Source organism: Clostridium sp. C105KSO13 (assembly GCF_001517425.1).
Taxonomy (GTDB): domain Bacteria; phylum Bacillota; class Clostridia; order Lachnospirales; family Lachnospiraceae; genus Muricomes.
This window is the reverse complement of sequence record NZ_FBWL01000167.1, coordinates 78,143-98,969: the sequence shown is the minus strand read 5'-3', so window position 1 is coordinate 98,969 and position 20,827 is coordinate 78,143. Positions and strand designations below refer to the sequence as shown.

The 20,827-nt window shown below is 45.2% G+C and carries 17 protein-coding genes; 2 read left to right on the top strand and 15 right to left on the bottom strand.

From position 1 onward, the window contains the following. Positions 1–5: 5 nt before the first annotated feature. The 8 genes from BN3456_RS10110 to clpB all read right to left on the bottom strand — a co-directional run bounded on the left by BN3456_RS10110 (position 6) and on the right by clpB (position 9,861). Positions 6–704 (bottom strand): zinc metallopeptidase, encoded by a 699-nt coding sequence (locus BN3456_RS10110; RefSeq protein ID WP_089984021.1) that lies wholly within the window; start codon positions 702–704, stop codon positions 6–8. A gap of 41 nt (positions 705–745) precedes the next feature. Continuing rightward, positions 746–1,687 carry a methionyl-tRNA formyltransferase gene (gene fmt / locus BN3456_RS10105; RefSeq protein WP_089984020.1) on the bottom strand — a complete coding sequence of 314 codons (942 nt, stop codon included), beginning with the start codon at positions 1,685–1,687 and terminating at the stop codon, positions 746–748. 1 nt (position 1,688) lies between these two features. Further along, positions 1,689–2,165, bottom strand: a complete 477-nt coding sequence (gene def / locus BN3456_RS10100; protein WP_089984019.1) for a peptide deformylase — start codon at positions 2,163–2,165, stop codon at positions 1,689–1,691. Positions 2,166–2,258: 93 nt separating this feature from the next. After that, entirely contained in the window at positions 2,259–4,484 is a 2,226-nt protein-coding gene (gene priA, locus BN3456_RS10095; RefSeq protein WP_089984018.1) for a replication restart helicase PriA, read from the bottom strand. A 30-nt stretch (positions 4,485–4,514) separates the two neighbouring features. After that, positions 4,515–5,978: a UDP-N-acetylmuramoyl-L-alanyl-D-glutamate--2,6-diaminopimelate ligase gene (locus tag BN3456_RS10090; protein ID WP_089984017.1), complete on the bottom strand. Its 1,464-nt coding sequence runs from the start codon at positions 5,976–5,978 to the stop codon at positions 4,515–4,517. 100 nt (positions 5,979–6,078) lie between these two features. After that, a complete protein-coding gene (locus tag BN3456_RS10085; RefSeq protein ID WP_089984016.1) occupies positions 6,079–7,092 on the bottom strand; it encodes an acyltransferase in 1,014 nt (337 codons plus the stop codon). A gap of 32 nt (positions 7,093–7,124) precedes the next feature. Continuing rightward, the gene (locus BN3456_RS15700) at positions 7,125–7,256 is read right to left on the bottom strand and encodes a Y-family DNA polymerase (RefSeq protein ID WP_347458040.1); all 132 of its coding nucleotides are present in this window, start codon (positions 7,254–7,256) and stop codon (positions 7,125–7,127) included. Positions 7,257–7,275: 19 nt separating this feature from the next. Next, positions 7,276–9,861, bottom strand: a complete 2,586-nt coding sequence (gene clpB / locus BN3456_RS10080; RefSeq protein WP_089984015.1) for an ATP-dependent chaperone ClpB — start codon at positions 9,859–9,861, stop codon at positions 7,276–7,278. Positions 9,862–10,064: 203 nt separating this feature from the next. On the opposite strand from clpB, the gene BN3456_RS10075 reads away from it, so the two are divergent. Both BN3456_RS10075 and BN3456_RS10070 read left to right on the top strand, forming a co-directional pair. After that, positions 10,065–11,519 (top strand): carbon starvation CstA family protein, encoded by a 1,455-nt coding sequence (locus tag BN3456_RS10075; protein WP_089984014.1) that lies wholly within the window; start codon positions 10,065–10,067, stop codon positions 11,517–11,519. Positions 11,520–11,593: 74 nt separating this feature from the next. Continuing rightward, positions 11,594–12,601 (top strand): ATPase P, encoded by a 1,008-nt coding sequence (locus tag BN3456_RS10070; protein ID WP_089984013.1) that lies wholly within the window; start codon positions 11,594–11,596, stop codon positions 12,599–12,601. A 33-nt stretch (positions 12,602–12,634) separates the two neighbouring features. On the opposite strand, the gene BN3456_RS10065 is transcribed toward BN3456_RS10070, so the two are convergent. The 7 genes from BN3456_RS10065 to BN3456_RS10035 are packed head-to-tail and all read right to left on the bottom strand — an operon-like array spanning position 12,635 to position 20,572. After that, positions 12,635–13,804, bottom strand: a complete 1,170-nt coding sequence (locus BN3456_RS10065; protein WP_089984012.1) for an iron-containing alcohol dehydrogenase — start codon at positions 13,802–13,804, stop codon at positions 12,635–12,637. After that, positions 13,797–15,200: a sensor histidine kinase gene (locus BN3456_RS10060; RefSeq protein ID WP_242862857.1), complete on the bottom strand. Its 1,404-nt coding sequence runs from the start codon at positions 15,198–15,200 to the stop codon at positions 13,797–13,799. Before BN3456_RS10060 ends, BN3456_RS10065 begins: the two co-directional genes overlap by 8 nt. Further along, the gene (locus BN3456_RS10055; RefSeq protein ID WP_089984011.1) at positions 15,197–15,901 is read right to left on the bottom strand and encodes a response regulator transcription factor; all 705 of its coding nucleotides are present in this window, start codon (positions 15,899–15,901) and stop codon (positions 15,197–15,199) included. Before BN3456_RS10055 ends, BN3456_RS10060 begins: the two co-directional genes overlap by 4 nt. Before the next feature lie 17 nt (positions 15,902–15,918). Next, positions 15,919–16,944 carry a molybdopterin-binding protein gene (locus BN3456_RS10050; protein WP_089984010.1) on the bottom strand — a complete coding sequence of 342 codons (1,026 nt, stop codon included), beginning with the start codon at positions 16,942–16,944 and terminating at the stop codon, positions 15,919–15,921. After that, on the bottom strand, positions 16,931–18,865 hold the full coding sequence (locus BN3456_RS10045) for an NAD(+) synthase (protein WP_089984009.1): 1,935 nt from the start codon (positions 18,863–18,865) through the stop codon (positions 16,931–16,933). Before BN3456_RS10045 ends, BN3456_RS10050 begins: the two co-directional genes overlap by 14 nt. Before the next feature lie 40 nt (positions 18,866–18,905). After that, a complete protein-coding gene (gene hslO / locus BN3456_RS10040; protein ID WP_089984008.1) occupies positions 18,906–19,784 on the bottom strand; it encodes an Hsp33 family molecular chaperone HslO in 879 nt (292 codons plus the stop codon). After that, the gene (locus tag BN3456_RS10035; protein WP_089984007.1) at positions 19,784–20,572 is read right to left on the bottom strand and encodes a class I SAM-dependent DNA methyltransferase; all 789 of its coding nucleotides are present in this window, start codon (positions 20,570–20,572) and stop codon (positions 19,784–19,786) included. Before BN3456_RS10035 ends, hslO begins: the two co-directional genes overlap by 1 nt. Positions 20,573–20,827: the final 255 nt, after the last annotated feature.

The following is a 20,827-nucleotide window of genomic DNA, read 5'->3' as shown; positions in this document are numbered from 1 at the left end:
CTCCGTTAATCTCTTCTGCGTCCACCGATCAAAAGCAGTCTTAAAAGCTGCAGTATCATAGATGCGGCACTTGCCACATAGGTCAGAGCTGCTGCTCCTAAAACTTCTTTCGTAGCACCTATTTCCTCAGAATAAAGCATTCCCGAAGTTTCTAATGCTTTTACCGCTCTTCTGGACGCATTGATCTCCACCGGAAGAGTTACAAGCTGGAATAGAACAGCCCCCGAAAACAGTAAGATTCCAAGGTTAATCAAGAGCGTAGATGCATCGCCCCGAATAAACAGGCCGATAATGATCAGCGGCCAGGCTGCAGCAGATCCCAAATTTGCTACTGGTACCAAAGCCCCCCTGATTTTCAATGGAAAATACCCTGCACTATGCTGGACTGCATGGCCGCATTCATGGGCAGCCACGCCGATTGCTGCCACAGAGTCTGACTGATAAGTGGCATCGGACAGGCTTAAAGTTTTGTTCCTGGGATCGTAATGATCATTCAGATTCCCCGCTATATGGCGTACCTGCACATCATATATTCCATTTGCCCTCAGTATGCTCTCCGCTGTCTCACGGCCGGTCAGTCCTGAATGGCTGCGCACCTGGGCATATTTATTAAACACACGATTTACCCTGCCCGACGCCAGAATACAGATTGCCGCCCCGATTAAAACTAATATATAAGTTGGATCATAATAATAATAAAACATAACAATTCCTCCGTTGCTGCATGCAAAATCGGGCCAGTGTACTAGGGAGTGAACAGTGTGCCCGTTTCCAGTGTATATCCCCTAAGAAATGCACTTGTCTCCATTCTCTTTTTTCCAGGAATCTGTAGTTCACTGATACGAAGCTGTCCGTCTCCTGTCTGTACTGTAAAGCTGTCTTTATCCACCTTCAGTATGGTTCCCGGTGTTTCCTTTTGTGTACTTTCTTCAGCGGGCTCAGCCTTTGCCTTCCATACTTTCAGCACTTTATTTCCCCAATGGGTGTAAGCGCTTGGCCAGGAGTTTAGCCCCCTTACCAGTCTCTCAATCTCGGTCGCCGCCCGGCTCCAGTCAATATTTCCCATCTTCTTATCCAGCATTTTTGCATAGGGCGTGGGACTTTCCCCCTGCCGTTCAAATATGGCAGTGCCTTCTTCCAATGCTTTCAATGTCTTTATACAAAGTCTGGCTCCTGCATATGCCAGCTTATCATGCAGGCTTTCTCCCGTCTCATCTTTTGCGATAGGTACCTGAGCCTTTAAAATCATATCCCCAGTGTCCAGCCCCTCGTCCATCTGCATGGTCGTGACACCTGTCACAGTTTCTCCGCTGATAATTGCCCACTGTATGGGGGCTGCGCCTCTGTACTTCGGCAGTAAAGACGCATGCACATTGATGCATCCGTAAGGTGTCATCTCCAGAATTTCTCTGGGAAGTATCTGCCCAAATGCCACAACAACGATGGCTTCCGCCTGATATTTCTTAAGCTCGGCTACGCATTCCGGTTTTCTCACCTTGATAGGCTGATAGACTGGTATGTCATGTTTGACTGCCGCTTCCTTCACAGGGGTATACTGCATCTCTTTTCCTCTGCCCTTGGGTTTGTCAGGCTGCGTCACGGCAAGGCACACATCGTGTCCCGCTTCGATCAGTGCTTCCAGGGTTCCTACCGAAAACTCGGGGGTACCCATAAATATCACTCTCATCTTATTCCTCGTCCTCCTCATACTGCACATCATGGAGTCCGTCCTCCACCCTGTCTACATACATCTCGCCGTTGAGATGATCGGTTTCATGGCAGAATGCTCTTGCCAGCAGGCCTTCTCCTTCTATCTCAAATTCTTCCATATCTTCATTCATGGCGCGGACCTTCACGTAATTTGGCCTTGTCACGATACCCCATTTCCCGGGCACGCTCAGGCAGCCCTCTTCGCCTGTCTGCTCTCCTGATGTCTCCAGGATCTCCGGATTTACCAGCACAATGGGACCTTCTCCTACATCAATGACTACAATTCTTTTAAGAACTCCAACTTGAGGTGCCGCAAGACCTACTCCCCTTTTTTCATACAGTGTGTCCAGCATATCATTGATCAGAATCTTTGTGCGAAGGGTCATCTTCGTTACTTCCTTGCTCTTTTTCGTCAGAATTTCGTCTCCAATTTCTCTAACTTCTCTGATTGCCATAGCTTCCTCCATTTTGTAACTGTTCAGAACCAAGCAGCGAGAAAACCATAGGTTTTCGAGTTTGGTTCTAAATAGTTCCCTTTCTACTTTATTCTAAAACACATTCATCGGATTGAAATCAAATTGTATCCGCATTTTTTGAAATCCCGTATTTATTTCAATGTATTGTTCAAGATAATCTTTTATCCTTATTAGTGTATCATATCTTTCTGCTTTCAGATAGAGAACTTTCCGATACACATCCTTTACTTTTCCGATGCCGGGACTTGCAGGTCCGATAATGTCTATGCATTTTCCTCTGCCGACGCGCAGAGCATATTCTTTTAAGTACCCGGCTCCTTTTTCCAGAAGCGCTTCATCCTCACAGGTTATCAGCACTGCCAGCAGATTTTCCGCGGGAGGATATCCCATCAGTTCTCTGTAATGAATTTCTTCTTCATAGAAGGCTTCGTAGTCCTGAGCCGCAGCCGTCACAATCCCATAATGATCCGGACTGTAGGTCTGAATCACCGCTTCTCCCTTCTTACTGCCCCGCCCGGCTCTTCCCACCGCCTGGGTCAGAAGCTGGAAGGTCCTTTCACCTGCCCGATAGTCATCCGCATAAAGGGACATATCCGCAGCCAGAACACCTGCCAGAGTCACATTTGGAAAGTCATGCCCCTTCACAATCATCTGGGTTCCCACCAGAATATCTGCCTCCCCGTCCGCAAATGTCGACAATATCTTCTCATGACCGTCTTTTTGACGGGTGGTGTCCATGTCCATGCGGAGCACCCGGGCGCCTGGAAACTGTCTTTTTACAATGTCCTCCACCTGCTGGGTCCCTGCCTTAAACTCTCCTATATGGTGGGAACCGCACGCGGGGCAGAGTTGCTTTTTTGACTCTTCATAACCGCAGTAATGGCAGACCATTTTGCCGCCCTTGTGGTAAGAAAGGGATACATCACAGTGGGGACATTTTATCACATGACCGCACTCCCTGCAGGAGATGAATCCTGCATATCCCCGGCGGTTCAAAAACAACATTGTCTGCTCCTTCTTATCCAGCCTATCAGCTATCAGGTTCTGCAGTTTACGGCTCAGGATAGAATGGTTTCCTTCCTTTAATTCTTCCCGCAAATCCACTGTATATACCTTTGCCATGTCCTGCATCCCAGAGCGGTTTTTCATTTGCAGAAGTGTATATTCTCCCTTTCTGGCACGGTACATAGCTTCCATGGACGGAGTAGCAGAACCCAGAACAAGGCTTGCCCCCTCCATATTTCCCCGGGCCTGCGCCGTCTCTCTGGCGTGATATCTGGGGACTTGCTCACTCTTGTATGTAGGCTCATGCTCCTCATCTATCACAATCAGCCCCAGATTGGGAAAGGGTGTAAAAAGTGCAGAACGGGGACCGATCATAACATCAATTTTACCTTCCTTTGCACGCACCATCTGGTCATAGCGCTCCCCTGCCGAGAGGCGGGAATTCATAATAGATACCCGATCCCCAAAATTCCGGTAGAACCGCAGGACTGTCTGATAGGTCAGGGCAATTTCAGGGATCAGAACAATGGCCTGTTTCCCCTGTACGGTTACCCGTCGTATCATTTCTATATACACTTCCGTCTTGCCGCTTCCGGTAACTCCATATACCAGATATGTGCCCCGCTTTCCCTGCCTGTAGTCTTCCCAGAAAGCAGAAATTGCAGCTTTCTGTTCTTCTGTGTACATGATACAATTTTCTTCCTTTTTCCCTTTTACAGGATTGCGATAAACCTGCCGGGATTCCAGAGCAAGTACTCCCTGTTCTTCCAATGCCCGCACAACAGAAAGTGTAATGTTAAGTTTCTTCGTCACCAGTTCATATTCTAGTATATTGTCATCCAGGAGTGCGGCCATAAGTCTGGCTCGTGCCTTCTGGTTCTTTTCCAGGTAATATTTTAGTTTTTGTCTGCCTTCTTCTTCGCTCAACAGAAGTCGTATCCGCTTCTTTATCTTTGCATTTTCCTTCCGTTTTATGGGAAGAACCGTCTTCAAAGCTTGAATCATGGTTCCCCCGTACTGTTCCTTCATCCAGGCTGCCAGAGCTACAAGCTTTCCTTCTATGGCTACGCCCTTCCGGGAAATATCCTGAATCTCCTTCACCTTCGCTTCGTCATATCCGCAGGTGTCCGATAATCCAATGACATACCCCTTCGTCTCCCGGTTTCCTCTCCCGAAAGGGACCAGTACCTCCATACCCACAGCAAGTCCTCCCTCCAGCCGGGAGGGAATTCGGTACTGAAATATTTTATCCAGTTTTTCATGTGTGATATCTACGATAATGTCCGCATACATGAAGTATGTCCACCCACTTTATGTTTTCTTTTATTTCTTCAGTTCGGCTAAAACTTCCTTAATCAGCACCCTTTCATCCATTGGGTGTTTTACTCCTCTGATTTCCTGATAGTCCTCATGGCCCTTGCCTGCCAGCACAATGACGTCCCCCGGCTGTCCATGCTCTATGGCATAACGGATGGCTTCCTTTCTGTCACAAATTTCCACATATTTGCCGTCCGTTTTGGAAATACCTGTTTTAATGTCATCTATGATATCCTGAGGTTCTTCAAATCTCGGATTATCCGACGTAATAATTGTCAAATCTGCCAGATGTCCTGAAACCTCTCCCATCTCATAACGCCGCTCCTTCGAGCGGTTGCCGCCGCAGCCAAACAGGCATACCAGACGGGTTGGATTATATTCCTTTAAGGTTGTCAGCAGACTCTCCAGACTCATAGCATTATGAGCATAGTCGATCATCAGGGTAAAGTCATCCGATACCTTAATCATCTCAATCCTGCCCTTGACCTTTGCCACTTTCAGCGCCTCCTGGATCTTTTTTGCCGGCACCTGAAAATGTCTGCACACTGCGATAGCTGTCAGGGAATTGTAGATACTGAATTTCCCAGGAATGTCGATCTCCACATCAAAGTCCATCAAACCTGTGACATGGTAGGCAGCTCCAAGATATCCCGGATGTGAGACCAGATGCGTATTTACTGCCCTTAAATCTGCCGTCTCTGAAAAACCAAAGGTCTTAGTCCTGCAGGTCGCACCTGAGAACACATCTTTAAAATATTGATCATCTACATTGGCGATTCCAAGCCTGCACTGTTTAAAGAGAAGTCCCTTGCATCGTTTATAGTCTTCAAAATCCCTATGTTCGTTGGGGCCAATATGGTCTCTGCCCAGATTGGTAAAAATCCCGATTTCAAAGGGAATCCCCGCTGTCCTGTTAAGCATCAGTCCCTGGGAGGACACTTCCATTACCACACAGTCACACCCCGCCTCAGCCATCTTTGCAAAATACTGATGTATGGTAAATGACTCGGGAGTGGTATTTGATGCCGGTATCTTTTCATCTCCGATAATTGCCTCTATTGTCCCTATGAGACCTACCTTATGGCCTACTTCCTCTAAAATAGACTTAATCATGTACGTAGTTGTAGTCTTTCCTTTTGTCCCGGTGATTCCAATAATTCTCATCTTCTCCGCCGGATACCCAAAGTAAGCTGCAGACATCAGGGCCAGAGCATATCTGGTGTCCGACACCCGGATAACCGTCACATCTTCAGGTGCCTCCACTTCCTTTTCCACTATTATGGCATAGGCACCCTTTGCAGCCACATCACTGACAAACTCATGACCGTCTGATACGGCGCCTGAAATACAGACAAATGCGGAACCTTTCTCCACTTTTCTGGAGTCATTCACCAAAGTTGTAATCTCAATTTCATCATTTCCCTGTGTCACTTCATATTCTAAACGTTCTAATAACTGAATCAGCTTCATCCATGTTCCTCCTTGTGAAAATCCTTCAAACGGATGTGTTATATAGAATAACACAAATAATCCCACCTTGTAAAACTTCTCAGGAAATTATTGTATCTAATTATGAAATATATTTTCCAAAAGGCAGTTTGCGAATCAGGTAAACACTCGCAAAGGACATCACCAGTAAAACAACTGTAAGCCCGGGAACGGCAATCCAGGCAGACAGCTGCTCCGGATTCATATATTTTTTGTAGGTATCCAAAAAAATAATATGAATCAGATAGATTCCTAAAGAACATCCACACCACAAATCTATCCATTTTCTTATATTGTCTTTCAGACGAATATCTCCATTACCAATCTGCATCATCAAAGCGAAGAAAGAGGCTCCGCTTATCATAATCAGCGGGCAGCCATATTCCAGGAACCGTTCATAGTGATTTCTGGTCTGATACGTAAACCACAATGTCATTCCTATATTTAATGCCGTACTTCCCAGGAAAATTCCCAGCAGCAGAGAAATATGTCTCTTTAATTCATCTCCGTATTTGAAAATGAAATGCCCGAGAAAAAAATAAACCATATATGATCTGTCACCGAACAGAGGCACGTCAAGATGTGTCTCTCTCTGTGTAAATGATAAAAAATAGGTAAATACTGTTGTCACTGCTCCTACAACGAGAAATGCTCTGTCCATTTTTTTGTCCATTCCGCTGCACATCACCTTGAAAAAAGGCATAATCAGGTAAATGGGGATGATTGCATAGAGATACCAGAGATGGGCTTCAACAGGCACTTGCAGTACATCTTTCAAATCGTAGGCCGTTCCCATGTAACGGGTATTAAAAAAATAATAGACTATACTCCAAAAAATCAGTACAATGAAGAAGCGCGTCAGTCGTTTACCATTTTTACTTAAAGATTCGTCTCTACTGAGCAGCAGCGCTCCGCTGAGCATAAAAAAACAAGGTACACAAACCCTGGACACCGTATCCAGAATAAGTGCAAATATGTACTCCCCCCTGCCAATATCAGCATATGCCCTGCAGTAGTAATTGGTAACATGAACGATAACAACCATCACGAATGAAACAGTTCTAATCAGTTCCATATTATAATTCTTTTTTGTCATAGTCACTCCTAGTCTTTTTTGGCAGCTCAATATCAAATATGGAGAGCCCTGCTTTTTTTCCCGTACATTTTATGGTCAGGTGGTTCCATGACCAGGCTGAGACACTTACGAAAGGCATTCGCAACAGGTGCCCCCGTGCGAATGCCATATTTTTTTGCAGGGATAAATTTGGCGAGAACCTTTTTATCCTTTCACCCCTGCTATCAGTTTACCGTCGGCAACATCGATTAAGATGGTGTCTTCTCTTCCTACATTCCCCTCCAGAATCAGCTTCGCCGCAAGGGTCTCTACGTTCTTCTGCAGATATCTCTTCAACGGCCGGGCACCATACATGGGATCATAGCCCCCCTCTAAGATAAGCATTCTTGCCGGTTCTGTCAGTTCAATGGAAACTTCTTTGTCTGCCAGCCGTTTATTTACGTCTGCTACTAACAAGTTAATGATGGCATAAATATTGTATTTCGTCAATGGCTTGAACATAATGATTTCATCCAGTCGGTTCAAAAATTCCGGTCTGAACCTTGATTTCAATTCGTTCATTACCATATCCTGACTGGACTGGTCAATTGTTCCGTCTTCCTCGATACCTTCCAGAAGGTAGTTTGCTCCAAGGTTGGACGTCATAATAAGGATTGTGTTCTTAAAGTCCACTGTGCGGCCCTGGGAATCTGTTATACGTCCATCGTCGAGCACCTGTAAAAGTATATTGAATACATCCGGATGTGCTTTTTCAATTTCATCAAACAATACAACGCAATAGGGTTTTCTTCTCACTGCCTCGGTGAGCTGTCCGCCCTCATCGTAGCCCACATACCCCGGAGGCGCTCCGATCAGCCTGGATACGGAGAATTTCTCCATATACTCACTCATATCGATACGCACCATATTATTTTCGTCATCAAACAAACTTTCTGCAAGTGCCTTTGCAAGTTCAGTCTTGCCCACACCGGTAGGCCCTAAAAATAGGAAAGAGCCTATGGGCTTGGACGGATCCTTGATTCCTGCTTTGGAACGAACGATTGCCTCTGTTACCAGCTCCACACCTTCATCCTGACCTACCACACGGTTATGAAGGGTTTCTGCAAGGTGAAGGGTTTTGCTCCGCTCGCTTTCGTTCAGTCTTGCCACAGGGATTCCCGTCCAACGGGAAATAATTCTTGCAATCTCTTCATCTGTGACGGCCTCATGTACCAGAGACAGATGCTTTGCCTTCGTCTTTTCTTCTTCCTCCTCCAATTGCTTCTGAAGCTGGGGAAGACGCCCATACTGCAGCTCTGCCGCCTTATTCAGGTTGTACTCTCTCTGAGCCTTCTGAATTTCCTGATTCACCTGTTCAATTTCTTCCCGAACCTTCTGTACTCTTTCTACAGTCGTTTTCTCATTATCCCACTGGGCTTTCTTCCCGGAATATTCTTCCCGGAGCCCTGCCAGTTCTTCCTGCAGATGGTCCAGACGTTCCCGGCTCAACCGGTCTTCTTCCTTTTTCAGAGCCTCCTCTTCAATTTCCAGCTGCATAATACGGCGTCGAAGCTCATCCAGCTCTGTGGGCATGGAATCCAGTTCCGTTTTAATAAGGGCACATGCCTCATCTACAAGGTCAATTGCTTTGTCAGGCAGAAATCTGTCGGAAATATAGCGGTTGGAAAGTGTGACTGCGGCAACCAGTGCACTGTCCGTAATCTTAACACCGTGGAACACTTCATAGCGTTCCTTCAGACCACGGAGAATGGAGATAGCATCCTCCACTGTAGGCTCCTCCACCATAACTGGCTGGAACCTTCTCTCCAGTGCCGCATCCTTCTCAATATACTGACGGTATTCGTTCAGTGTCGTGGCACCGATACAGTGCAGCTCACCCCGGGCCAGCATAGGCTTTAACATATTGCCTGCATCCATGGCTCCGTCTGTCTTGCCTGCCCCAACAATCAAGTGCAGCTCGTCGATAAACAGAATAATCCTGCCGTCGCTGTTCTTTACCTCTTCCAGGACAGCTTTCAGCCGCTCCTCAAACTCTCCCCTGTATTTTGCACCTGCAACCAAAGCTCCCATGTCCAGGGAAAAAATGGTCTTCTCCTTCAGTCCCTCCGGCACATCCCCCCTCACAATACGCTGGGCAAGTCCTTCTGCCACTGCCGTCTTACCGACGCCGGGCTCCCCGATGAGCACCGGATTGTTCTTCGTCTTACGGGAAAGAATGCGGACTATATTGCGGATTTCTTCATCCCTGCCGATGACCGGATCCAGCTTCTGCTCTCTTGCCTGCTCTACCAGGTCCTGCCCGTATTTCTTTAATGTATCATAGGTCGCTTCCGGGTTATCGCTTGTTACCCTCTGATTTCCACGGACTGTGGATAGAGCCTTAAGAAAATTGTTGCGGTTAATGCCAAATTCTTTGTATAATCCTTTCAGCTCTCTGCCTGCATATTTTAAAAGTGCCAAAAACAAATGCTCTACGGAAACATACTCGTCTCCCATCTGTTTTGCCTCATCCTCGGCATGGATCAGTACATTATTCAGATCCTGGCCGACAAACACCTGGCCGCCTTGTACTTTCGTCCGTTTGGAAAGAGCTTCCTCTACACGGTTCACAAACAATGTTCCCTGGATATTCATTTTCTCCAGCAATTTCAAAATCAAACTGTCATCCTGGCTCACAAGGGCATACAGCAGATGCTCCTGCGCAATCTCCTGATTGCCGTAATCATAGGCTATCTTCTCACAATCCTGGACAGCCTGGAGTGAATGCTGCGTAAACTTATTTATATTCATAAAAAGACCCCCTTTGTCGTTTCATGCTATTTGTTCTATTAACATTATAACAATATCACGAACAGTTAGCACTGTCAAGAGGAGAGTGCTAAAATAGTATTTTTGGTTATCTTTTTTTGTGTTATTCATTGCATTTTGTCTAATGTTACCATATAATTATAAATAAAGAATAAAATTTTTATAAAAAAAGGGGGACACTAATAATGATTAGCTTTTTAATTTGCTTGGTGCTGCTCATCGGAGGGTATTTTGTTTACGGTAAAGTTGTAGTAAATACGTTCGAACCAGATGACAGAGAAACCCCGGCAGTAAAAGTCAACGATGGCGTGGATTATGTTGTCATGCCGCAATGGAAACTCTTCTTTGTCCAGCTTTTAAATATTGCGGGTCTTGGTCCTATTTTCGGAGCTATGCAGGGAGCATTATGGGGGCCGGTGGTGTTTTTATGGATAACATTCGGGACGATTTTTGCAGGCGGGGTACATGATTATTTTTCAGGTATGCTTTCTGAAAGGAATAACGGCGCATCTATTTCTGAAGTCTGCGGCATCTACCTGGGTAACTTCATGAAAAATGTAATGCGTGTATTCAGTGTTGTTCTGCTTGTTATGGTGGGAACAGTATTTGCTGTTGGACCTGCAGGTCTCATCGTAACACTGTTCAAAAACGGAAATGTAACAGGTATTTTAGCAAGCCCTGAACTTTGGCTGTGGATTATACTGGCCTATTATTTCATCTCTACTTTTATCTCTATTGATAAAATCATCGGCCGTATTTATCCTGTGTTTGGAGTCTGTCTGATTATTATGGCAGTGGGGGTATGCTTTGGTATTTTTACAAAATCAGAATTTGTAATACCGGAAATCTGGTCTAATTTCGGAAACATGCATCCCAGTGCCACCCCGGTATGGAGCGTTATGTTTATTACTGTTGCCTGCGGTGCCATATCGGGATTCCACGCAACTCAGTCACCGCTGATGGCCCGCTGTATGAAATCGGAAAAGCAGGGACACTTTGTATTCTACGGCGCCATGGTTGCAGAGGGTGTAATCGCCTTAATTTGGGCTGCTGCAGGTTGTTCCTTATATGAAGTAACCGGCGGCTTAAGTACCGGCCTAAGTGATATTCTCGCAAATGGTCAGTCAGCTGCAATCTACGATGTCTGTTCCAAGACCATGGGAGGAATCGGAATTGCGCTGGCAATGATTGGTGTTATTGTCTGCCCGATTACTTCAGGAGATACTGCGTTTCGAAGTGCACGTCTGACTCTGGCTGACTGGTTTGGTTTTGATCAGACCAAATATGGCAAGCGGCTGCTTCTCTGCGTACCGCTCCTGGGCGCCGGAGCAATCATCGGTCATCTGGATTACACCATTATCTGGCGGTACTTTAGCTGGACCAACCAGACACTCGCAATGATTGTGCTGTGGACTGCAAGTATGTATCTGTTCCAACAGCAAAAGAACTACTGGCTGACAGCCGTACCCGCAACCTTTATGAGTGCTGTTTCCATGACTTATTTTGTATATGCACCTGAATGTCTGAATCTTGGAACGACAATTGCGTATCCTGCGGGAATTGTTCTTGCCATTATTTTCCTGGCTATTTTCATACGTGCCACAAGAAAACAAAAGAAACAGCCAGAGCCGGCCGCATAAAAATAACATAAAAGGGGGAAATATTTTATTTCCCTCTTTTTAACTAAATTTGTATTTTGAAAGTGAGAATTTTTATGATATTCAAACCAACTAGTCTGGGAAACTCCTCTCTGACCGATACTGTTCTGATCAAGGATAAAAAATCCTGTAAAAAGTTTGGTCCCTGTGGAGTCGGTGAAAAGGCCATCTATTTAAACAGTTTCTATTTTGATCGGAAGTACTATGTTCCATTCACTTCCGTAAAACGAATCTACAAACGAATTGCTATGAGCAAAGGTGGCTATACGGGAAAGGGAATGTTTGCAACTATTCCCTATCTGGTTGTTGTATTCGAAGATGGGAAAGAGAAACAGTGCATTTTCAAAGCAGAGGAGGATGTGGACCATCTTCTGAATTATATAAAAAAGGCCCGCCCTGACATAAAGCTTCACAGTGAACAGGCAGAAAAACGATTGTTGGAAAAAGAGAAAAAAAGAAATGCAAAAGCGGCTGCTTCCCTTTCACCAAAAGCAGAGGAAAGCATCCGTATCCTGGAAGACTGTACTTCTTACCTTGACAAGAATTCAGATCTATGCCTGGAAATGAGCGCTTCTGCTAAAATAAAACGAAGCTATGAGAGAAGAAGGCCTGCTTATAGCTGGGCAGCTCTTTTTATAACGCTTTTAGGTATTGGTACTCTGATTTATGGAATTTATGCACTTATCACTCATGCCGGATTTGGAATTTACTTTCTTCTGTTCGGGCTGACTGCTGTCTTCTTCTTTTCGGGTTCTAATGTACTTCCGACATCCCGAAAGCAGAAACGGCAAATAGAAGAACGTTTTGAACGAGCCGTGAACTCTCTTAAGTCTCTCACAAAGAACTATTCTGACTTTCCCCTGCCCGCACATTATGCACATCCCATAGTTTGCAGACGGATGATAAACATAATTTTAGACGGAAGAGCAGAAACTATCGGAGAAGCTTTAGAAACCTTAAAGGAAGATCTGCAGGCCATAAACTCCAGCGTATCTGTCGAACAAGAAGAATACGATGAAATCACTGCCATTAAGCCTATCTTTCTTATAATGAATTACGAATAGTACATAATGTCTCCACCCAGGCTTTTTGCTTATTTAATAGCATTCCTCAAATACCTTGTGGATTTCCTCATGGGTCATAATCTTATACCCTCCGGTGGATATATTGCAACTGTAAGCTATTTTGCTGAGTAGTGATCGGTCTGTAAGCCCCAGTTCCCGAAGGGTTGTGGGCAGACCGATTTCTCTGATAAAATCACCTAATGCTTCCACCCCAAGGCGTGCCAATTCTTCCTTCGATTTACTTTCAGCCGGAATTCCCCATACGTTCACAGCAAATTTTGCGAATTTTTTTGCTCCGTCTTTGCAGATATGGCGGTAATATGCCGGATGGAGCACTGCGAGCCCGCAGCCGTGGCTGCATCCTGTGTATGCGCCAATCTGGTGTTCCATCTGGTGACATTCGAAATCCAACTTCTTGCCCAGCTTTATAATCCGGATTTCTGCCATTGAAGCATCCCACATAAGATTGCTGCGGGCATTATAATCCGATTGATTCTGAATTGCCCTGCGCAGATTTCGTATCACATTTTTCATCAGAGCTTCAGATATATCATCTGATACATTGTCTTCATCCGGTCCGCTGAAATAAATCTCCATAATATGAGAAAGTATATCAAAGCTGCCTGCTATCATCTGCATTTTCGGCACACTGTACGTATAAACCGGGTCAAGCAGTGCAAACTTCGGATTACACTTTGCATAATCCCGTCCGGTCTTCACTTTCAGCTTTTCGTTGGTGATAACCGCATCCCCGTTGCATTCGCTGCCTGTACCAGCTGCAGTAACAATTACACCCAGGGGCAGCGGTTCAAAATCTACTGTGCCTGCATTGGCCCAGAAATCATTCCAGAGATCTCCCTCGTAAACTGCCGCCATAGCTACAGCCTTGCTGCAGTCCATAACGGAACCGCCGCCTACGGCAAGAATCAGGCTTACATCATTCTCTTTTGCGATTCTTTTACCTTCCAGAACCTTTTCATAAGTGGGATTTTCCATAATACCAGAAAACTCCACCACTTTTTTCTCACTTTCTTTTAAAATAGCAAGGACTTCATCATAAACACCATTCTTTTTAATGGAACCTCCGCCATAAGAAAGCATGACTGTATCCCCATATTCTCTGAGCAGGATGCTGAGGTTCTCCTCCACACACTTCTCCCCGAAATAAATCTTTGTTATATTTTCAAAAACAAATTTATTCATAGTCTTCTCCTTTTGGCAAAATAACTGTAAACCTGCTGCCCTGGCTAACCTCACTTTCGACCTTAACAGTTCCGCCATGGGCCTGTACAAGTGACTTTACAATTGTCAGTCCAATCCCGGTTCCTCCTGTTTTGCGGCTGCGAGACTTATCTGTTCTGTAAAACCTTTCAAATATCAACGGAATTTCTTCCTGTGAAATTCCGATTCCTTCATCCTCCACCTCCAGCATGCCGCTTTCCCCGGAATCATGAATAGAAATACGTATTTTCCCGCATTCATAGGAATACTTGATTGCGTTAGACAAAAGATTATCCAGAATCTGCCTGATTCTCTTCGCATCTGCGTAAACAGTACAGACATCCCCCGTTACACAACAAGACAGATTTTTTAAAGCAAGCTCCTGCTCAAAGCTGTCATGTACGGTGTGTGCCAGAGTCAGAAGTTCTACAGGTTCTTTCTCCAATGCTGCATACTCCTTCTCTGCCTGGCTTAACCCCTCCAAATCTGAAACCAGCTGGGATATTCTCTGTATTTCATCATAGCATCCCTGCAGGCGCTCCGGGGTAGGTTTCCACACACCCTCCAGTATAGCCTCCAGATGGGAAGACACATTTGCCAGGGGGGTCCTCAGCTCATGGGCTACATCTGTGGTCAGCCTTTTTCGCAGTTTCTCCTGACTTTCCAAAGATTCTGCCATTTGATTTACTGCCTGGGTTAATGCACGCAGTTCACTTGTGCCGATTTGAGATTTAAAGCGAATTTCATAATTGCCTTCCGATATCTCCTTCGTAATCTGTGTGGTTCTTGCAATCGGCCTTGAAATACGTCTGGCAAACACAGTTCCTGCCATAGCTGCCCCCAGTACAGACAGGATTCCTATTACAAAAAGAATATGATTTAGAGAATCCAAAAAACGGAAATCGTTTTCATTTAAAAAGTAAGGCCCGTAATAACTGATGTCTACATACCCCACAGAAGAGTTATTCTGATGCAGGTTATATCTGTGAGCGGCAAAATCCCCTTTCAGTCCAGGGCGGACTTTCTCCATCCGAGCACGGATAGTATCCATGACTTGATGACAGCGTGCCATGTCATGATTCTGTGCATCCCAGACAATTTTGCTGTCCTTGTCATACACTTTCATGATATACCCATCGTTTAGTGCGTACATCCCCACACCGTGAATGTAATCAACATTCCAGCCGTCCGCACGGGAATCATACTGAAGACTCAGACCCTCTGCAAGATTTTCAGAAAATTTCTCCTGCTGATTCTGAGCATACTTCTCAAATTGCCCGTTAATCAGAATGTTTGAGAAAATACTGACCAGAAAAATAGATATCAGGGCGATCAGTGCAAATCCGGCAGACATTTGTGTGCCAAGCTTTTGTTTCACTCCTTTTCACCCCCAAAGCGGTACCCCAATCCATGAACAGTTTTCACATAAACCGGTTTCTGAGGATTATCCTCAATCTTTTTTCTCAGATTTTTAATATGCGTATCAATCACACGATCACTGCCTTCATAGCTGGCATCAAAGGCAACATTAAGCAGATCGTCTCTTGTAAATACTTTTTGAGGATATTTCACCAGGGCAGATAAAATCTTCCACTCTTTTGGGGTAAGACTGATGATTTGCCCATTCTTTTTTATCTCTATTTTCTCGAAATCAACGCTCAAGTCTCCCTTGTTCCACAAAAACCTAGCCGCAAGAGGAACCGGATTCTCTGCCGTGCGGCGCAGTATAGCCTCCATACGGGCGTAAAGCTCCCTTAGACTGAAGGGCTTCGTCATATAGTCATCGGCTCCCATTTGAAGACCATCCAGCATATCCTCCTCCATGGTTTTCGCCGTCAGCATAAGCATAGGAACCCTGGACCTTTTCCGTATTCTTTTACAGACTTCCTCGCCGGACAAGTCCGGCAGCATCAAATCCAGGATGATAAATTCAATATTCATCCTTTCAAAAATATTCAATGCTTCACTGCCGGTTTCGGCAGTATATACCTTGTAATCCTTACTTTCTAAATAAGAGGAAACAACCTCCAGTATTTTTTGCTCATCATCCACTACAAGAATATGTCTTTCTTGAGCCATTACTTTCCCCCTGGTTTTTATACATTATTTTTGCCAAAACCACAATTGGGAAAGGTGCATATGTCGCATGACAGGCACAATCCACCTTCTCCCAGGACGGTGAAGTCTTCTTCCCTGAGCCTTTCTCCCGCCACCAGTCTTGGCAGTACCAGATCGAATATGGTCCGTTTTGAATACATTACACACCCCGGCAGTCCCATAATCGGAATGTCACCATTGTAAGCAAGCATGAACATCGCTCCCGGCAATACGGGTGCCCCATAGGTGATGACTTCATCCGATGCATTGCGTATAGAAAGTGGTGTTCTGTCGTCGGGATCCACGCTCATTCCCCCGGTACAGACTACCATCTCTGCCCCCTGACGCATCCAGTCCTGAATCGCCTCTGTAACCATCTTGGAGTCGTCATCGCAGAGTGTATTGCCTAAGACCTCAACTCCCCATTCTTCCATCTTCGTTTTGACCACAGGAGTAAATTTGTCTGTAATTCTTCCGTGGTAGACTTCACTTCCCGTAGTCACTATTCCGGCTTTCATTTTATGGAAAGGAAGTATCTGGAAAATTGGCTCATTCCCACAAGTCTCTTCAACCTTATTCATTTTCTCTTCTTCAATAACCAGGGGAACCACCCGCATTCCCACAAGCTTATCCCCCTTTTTGATCGGGAAATTTCCATGTCTGGAAGCAATGACTATCTGCCCCATAGCGTTGACCTGATTGAGCTTTTTGGTATCCACCTTAAGCAGACCATCACAATCTGCTCTCAGCTCGATTTTTCCTTCTTTTGCCTCTGTGGGTGTCATATACTTTCCCTGACATACTCTGCGCAGCACCTCAGCCCCATCATTTTCATGAAGCATGCCTTCCTGATTTTCCCACACATACAGGTGTTCCTTACCCACCGACAACAGTACGGGTATATCTTCCTCAGTCACAATATGCCCCTTTCTAAATACAGCATCTTTTGTTACTCCCGGGATGATCTGTGTAATATCATGACACAGAACGTTTCCCACCGCATCTTCTGTCCTAATTAACTTCATCGATAAAACCTCCTATATTTTCCAGATCCCTCAGCCAGGAATCTACACACGCATCACTGGGCATCCTCCAGTCTCCCCTGGGAGAAAGTGCCACTGTACCTACCTTCGGTCCATCAGGAAGGCAGGACCGTTTAAATTGCTGGGCAAAAAATCTTCTGCAAAACGTTTTCAACCACTTCAAAATCGTATCGGCATCGTAGCTGTCCTTGAAAGTGTAAAGTGCCAGTCTGTATATTTTTGATGGCTCATATCCAAACCGAACCATATAGTAGAGATAAAAGTCATGGAGCTCATAAGGACCCACCAGATCTTCTGTCTTCTGTGAGATATTCCCTTCAGCAGGCGGAAGAAGTTCCGGACTGACCGGAGTATCAAGAACATCGTAAAGCACCCTTTGAAGCCCCTCCATCTCTGCAGAGTCTGCCGCATATCTCACAAGGTGACGAACCAGAGTTTTCGGCACAGAACCATTCACACCGTACATAGACATATGATCGCCGTTATAAGTTGCCCAGCCCAATGCCAGTTCCGACATATCGCCTGTCCCTATCACCAGCCCGCCGGACTGGTTGGCAATATCCATGAGCACCTGGGTCCTCTCCCTTGCCTGGGCATTTTCATAAGTTACACTGTGATCCCCAGGGTCGTGGCGGATATCTTGAAAATGAATTGCCACTGCTTCTGCAATCGGCACTTCCCGAAGCTGTGCCCCCACCTGTCTGGCCATTTGACATGCATTTTGGTAGGTCCGATCTGTCGTTCCAAAGCAGGGCATGGTCACCGCAAGTATATCTTTCATATCTTTCCCCAGCATATCAAAGGCACGCGCTGTTACCAGCAGTGCCAGTGTAGAGTCCAAACCTCCGGAAATCCCCACTACCGCACACTTTGCATGTGTGTGAACCAGTCGTTTCTTCAGCCCCATGGCCTGAATCGTGAAAATTTCTTCGCATCTTCGTTCCCGCTCCTGCGTATTTGACGGAACAAAGGGCTGCCTGGGGAATTGCCTGGTCAATGTAGTTTCTTCTATTTTTATAGAAAATGGGACTCTCATCAGCTGACGCTCATCAGATATTTTGAAAGTTGTATTTTTGCGCCGTTCTCCCAGAAGTCTGTGCACATCTATCTCTGCATAAATAATGTCATTTTGAAATCTTTCAGCCTCCTGCAGAACAGCCCCGTTTTCCGCGATAAGATTGTGCCCCCCAAAGACCAGGTCTGTGGTAGACTCACCCTCCCCGGCATTGGCATACACATAGCCGGCAATCAGACGGGCAGACTGTCCCTGGATCAGTTCTCTTCGGTAGCTGTCTTTTCCAATGGTTTCATCGCTGGCAGAGCAGTTCACTATTAGCACGGCTCCCTCCATCGCTGCACGGATGCTGGGCGGCACCGGGGACCATACATCCTCACAGATTTCCGCAGAAACAACAAGTTCCTCCATTCCTGTGGCCTGAAACAAAATCTGTGGTCCGAAAGGAATGTGTTTCCCTTCAAATAAAATTTCCCTTGCAGTCACAGGACCGGGAGTAAACTGACGCATCTCGTAAAACTCGCCATAATTGGGAAGAAATGTTTTGGTTGTCAGGCCCAGCACTTCTCCCCGGTTCAGTGCCGCAGCCACATTGTACAGTTCCCCGTCCACACTGAGGGGAACGCCCACAAATACCAGTATATCCTCATCTTCCGTGAAAGCAGCAATCTGATGGAGCGCTGATTTTGCGGATCTTAACAACACCTCCTGGGTGAATAAGTCCCCACAGGTATAACCGGTGATACATAATTCAGGAAATACCAGGATTTTCGCTCCTTCCAAAGCTGCTTTTGAAATGTCCTCACAAATCCTTTTTGTATTGTACTCTACATCAGCAACCCTTATGTCCGGCGTGGCTGCCGCAACCTTCACAAATCCCTGTTTCATACATATCCTCCTATTTTAAAATGGCTATTTTAAGTTTTCACTACGATCTGCTTTTCTCCAAAAGCTCCCGCAGTTCTTCCACAGTGTAATTATATGCAGTATTACAAAAATGGCATTTTACCTCGATGTCTTCGCCATCATCAATCATGGACTGGATATCTTTTTTTCCGATACTGATGATCGCCTTCTCAATCCGCTCTTTTGAGCAGTTGCAGTAAAACTGTGCCGGAAGTGTGTCCACAATCTCTACGTCCAGTCCTTCCAGAACCTCTCTCAGCATTTCCTCCGGTGTATGTCCGTTGTCCAGCATTGCAGTCACGGACCGGATTTTCTTAATGTTTTCCTCTAGCTTATTTAAGACTTCATCCTCAATAAACGGCATCACCTGAACAATAAAGCCGCCGGCACACCGGACTGTATTATTTTTCTCCATTAAAACGCCCAGGCCTACGGAAGAGGGTACCTGTTCGGATGTGGCAAAATAGTACGTAAGATCCTCTGCAACCTCTCCTGTCTGCAAAATAGTCTGCCCTGAATAAGGCTCCTTGAGCCCCATGTCCTTAATGACATTTAGAAATCCCGGTCCCAAAGCACCGCCCACATCCAGTTTTCCGTTTTTCGGCGGAAGAATTACGTCAGGATTATTCACATAACCTTTCACGTTTCCCTGGCTGTCCGCCGTAACTGTCAATCCCCCGATTGGACCGCCACACTTTATCTGCAAAGTAAGCATGTCCTGCTGATTCTTCATCATCCCCCCCATCATCACTCCGCCTGTCAAAAGTCTTCCCAGAGCTGCCGTAGCCACCGGGCTTGTGTTGTGGTGCTGCCTCGCTGTCTCCACCAGCTCCGTTGTAATTGCCGCAAATGCACGTAGTTGTGTATTTGCAGCCGTTGCTCTTACAATATAATCTGCCATTATAATTTTTCCTTTCCTGCTATCACATAAATTCTTTCACTAATTTCAGAGGGTGCATCTCTGGTAAACGCATCATATGCTGCGAAAAACTTCATTCCTGCAGAAATTACCAGCTGCTTTATTTCATCCAGGGTATATCCCCGCTGAAAATGTGTTTCATGATATTTACGATAGACATTCCCATTCCCCGGTGAGAGTTCTTCATCCTTTATGAAAAGACTCAGCTCATACTCATTGATCCGCTCCTCTTCATAATAATAATTTTCCCAGATAAAGCTACATTTCTCCCTGTCTTCGGCGATGGTTGTATCTCCAAGGATCTCACGGTATTTATACTCTGTATTGAAATCAAAAATAAAAACTCCATCTGGATCCAGATAATTATGCACCCAATGAAACACCTGTTTTAAGTCCTTTGGCTGCGTAATGTAATTCAATGAATCACAAATGCTGAAAATGGCTCTTACCGTTCCGTACAGCTCAAACTCTCTCATGTCCTGCTGCAGATACAAAATATCATGACCGGACTTCTCTCTCTTTTCCAGAGCAATACCCAGCATATCAACGGAGTTGTCCACTCCAATCATATCATATCCAAGAGCAGCCATAAACTCCGTCATAGTACCCGTGCCGCAGCCCAAATCCAGAACCAGACCATCCTCAATATTATATTCTTCTAAAAATCCATGTAAATATGTTCCCCATTCCTCATACGGAACATTATCCATAAACGTATCATACACGGCTGCAAAACTGCCGTATGCATTGAATTCGTTCTTGCTGTCCATCTTATATAATACCTCTGTTATAGTATTGTTATTTCTTCTATCTCCGCTTTACTGCTTCTGAAAAAGATGCTCTTTGCCAACATTGCAGCTGCCACAGTAAAAGTAATTATAACACAAAAACTATTTAACAAAACATAATAAAAACATTAGACAGATATTTTATTATTGTCAAGTATACTTAAGGAAATTTCCATATACTTTTTAAAATGAGAATATTCTGACAATGGCCCTCAAAAGGGTCAGTCCCCCTTTTTT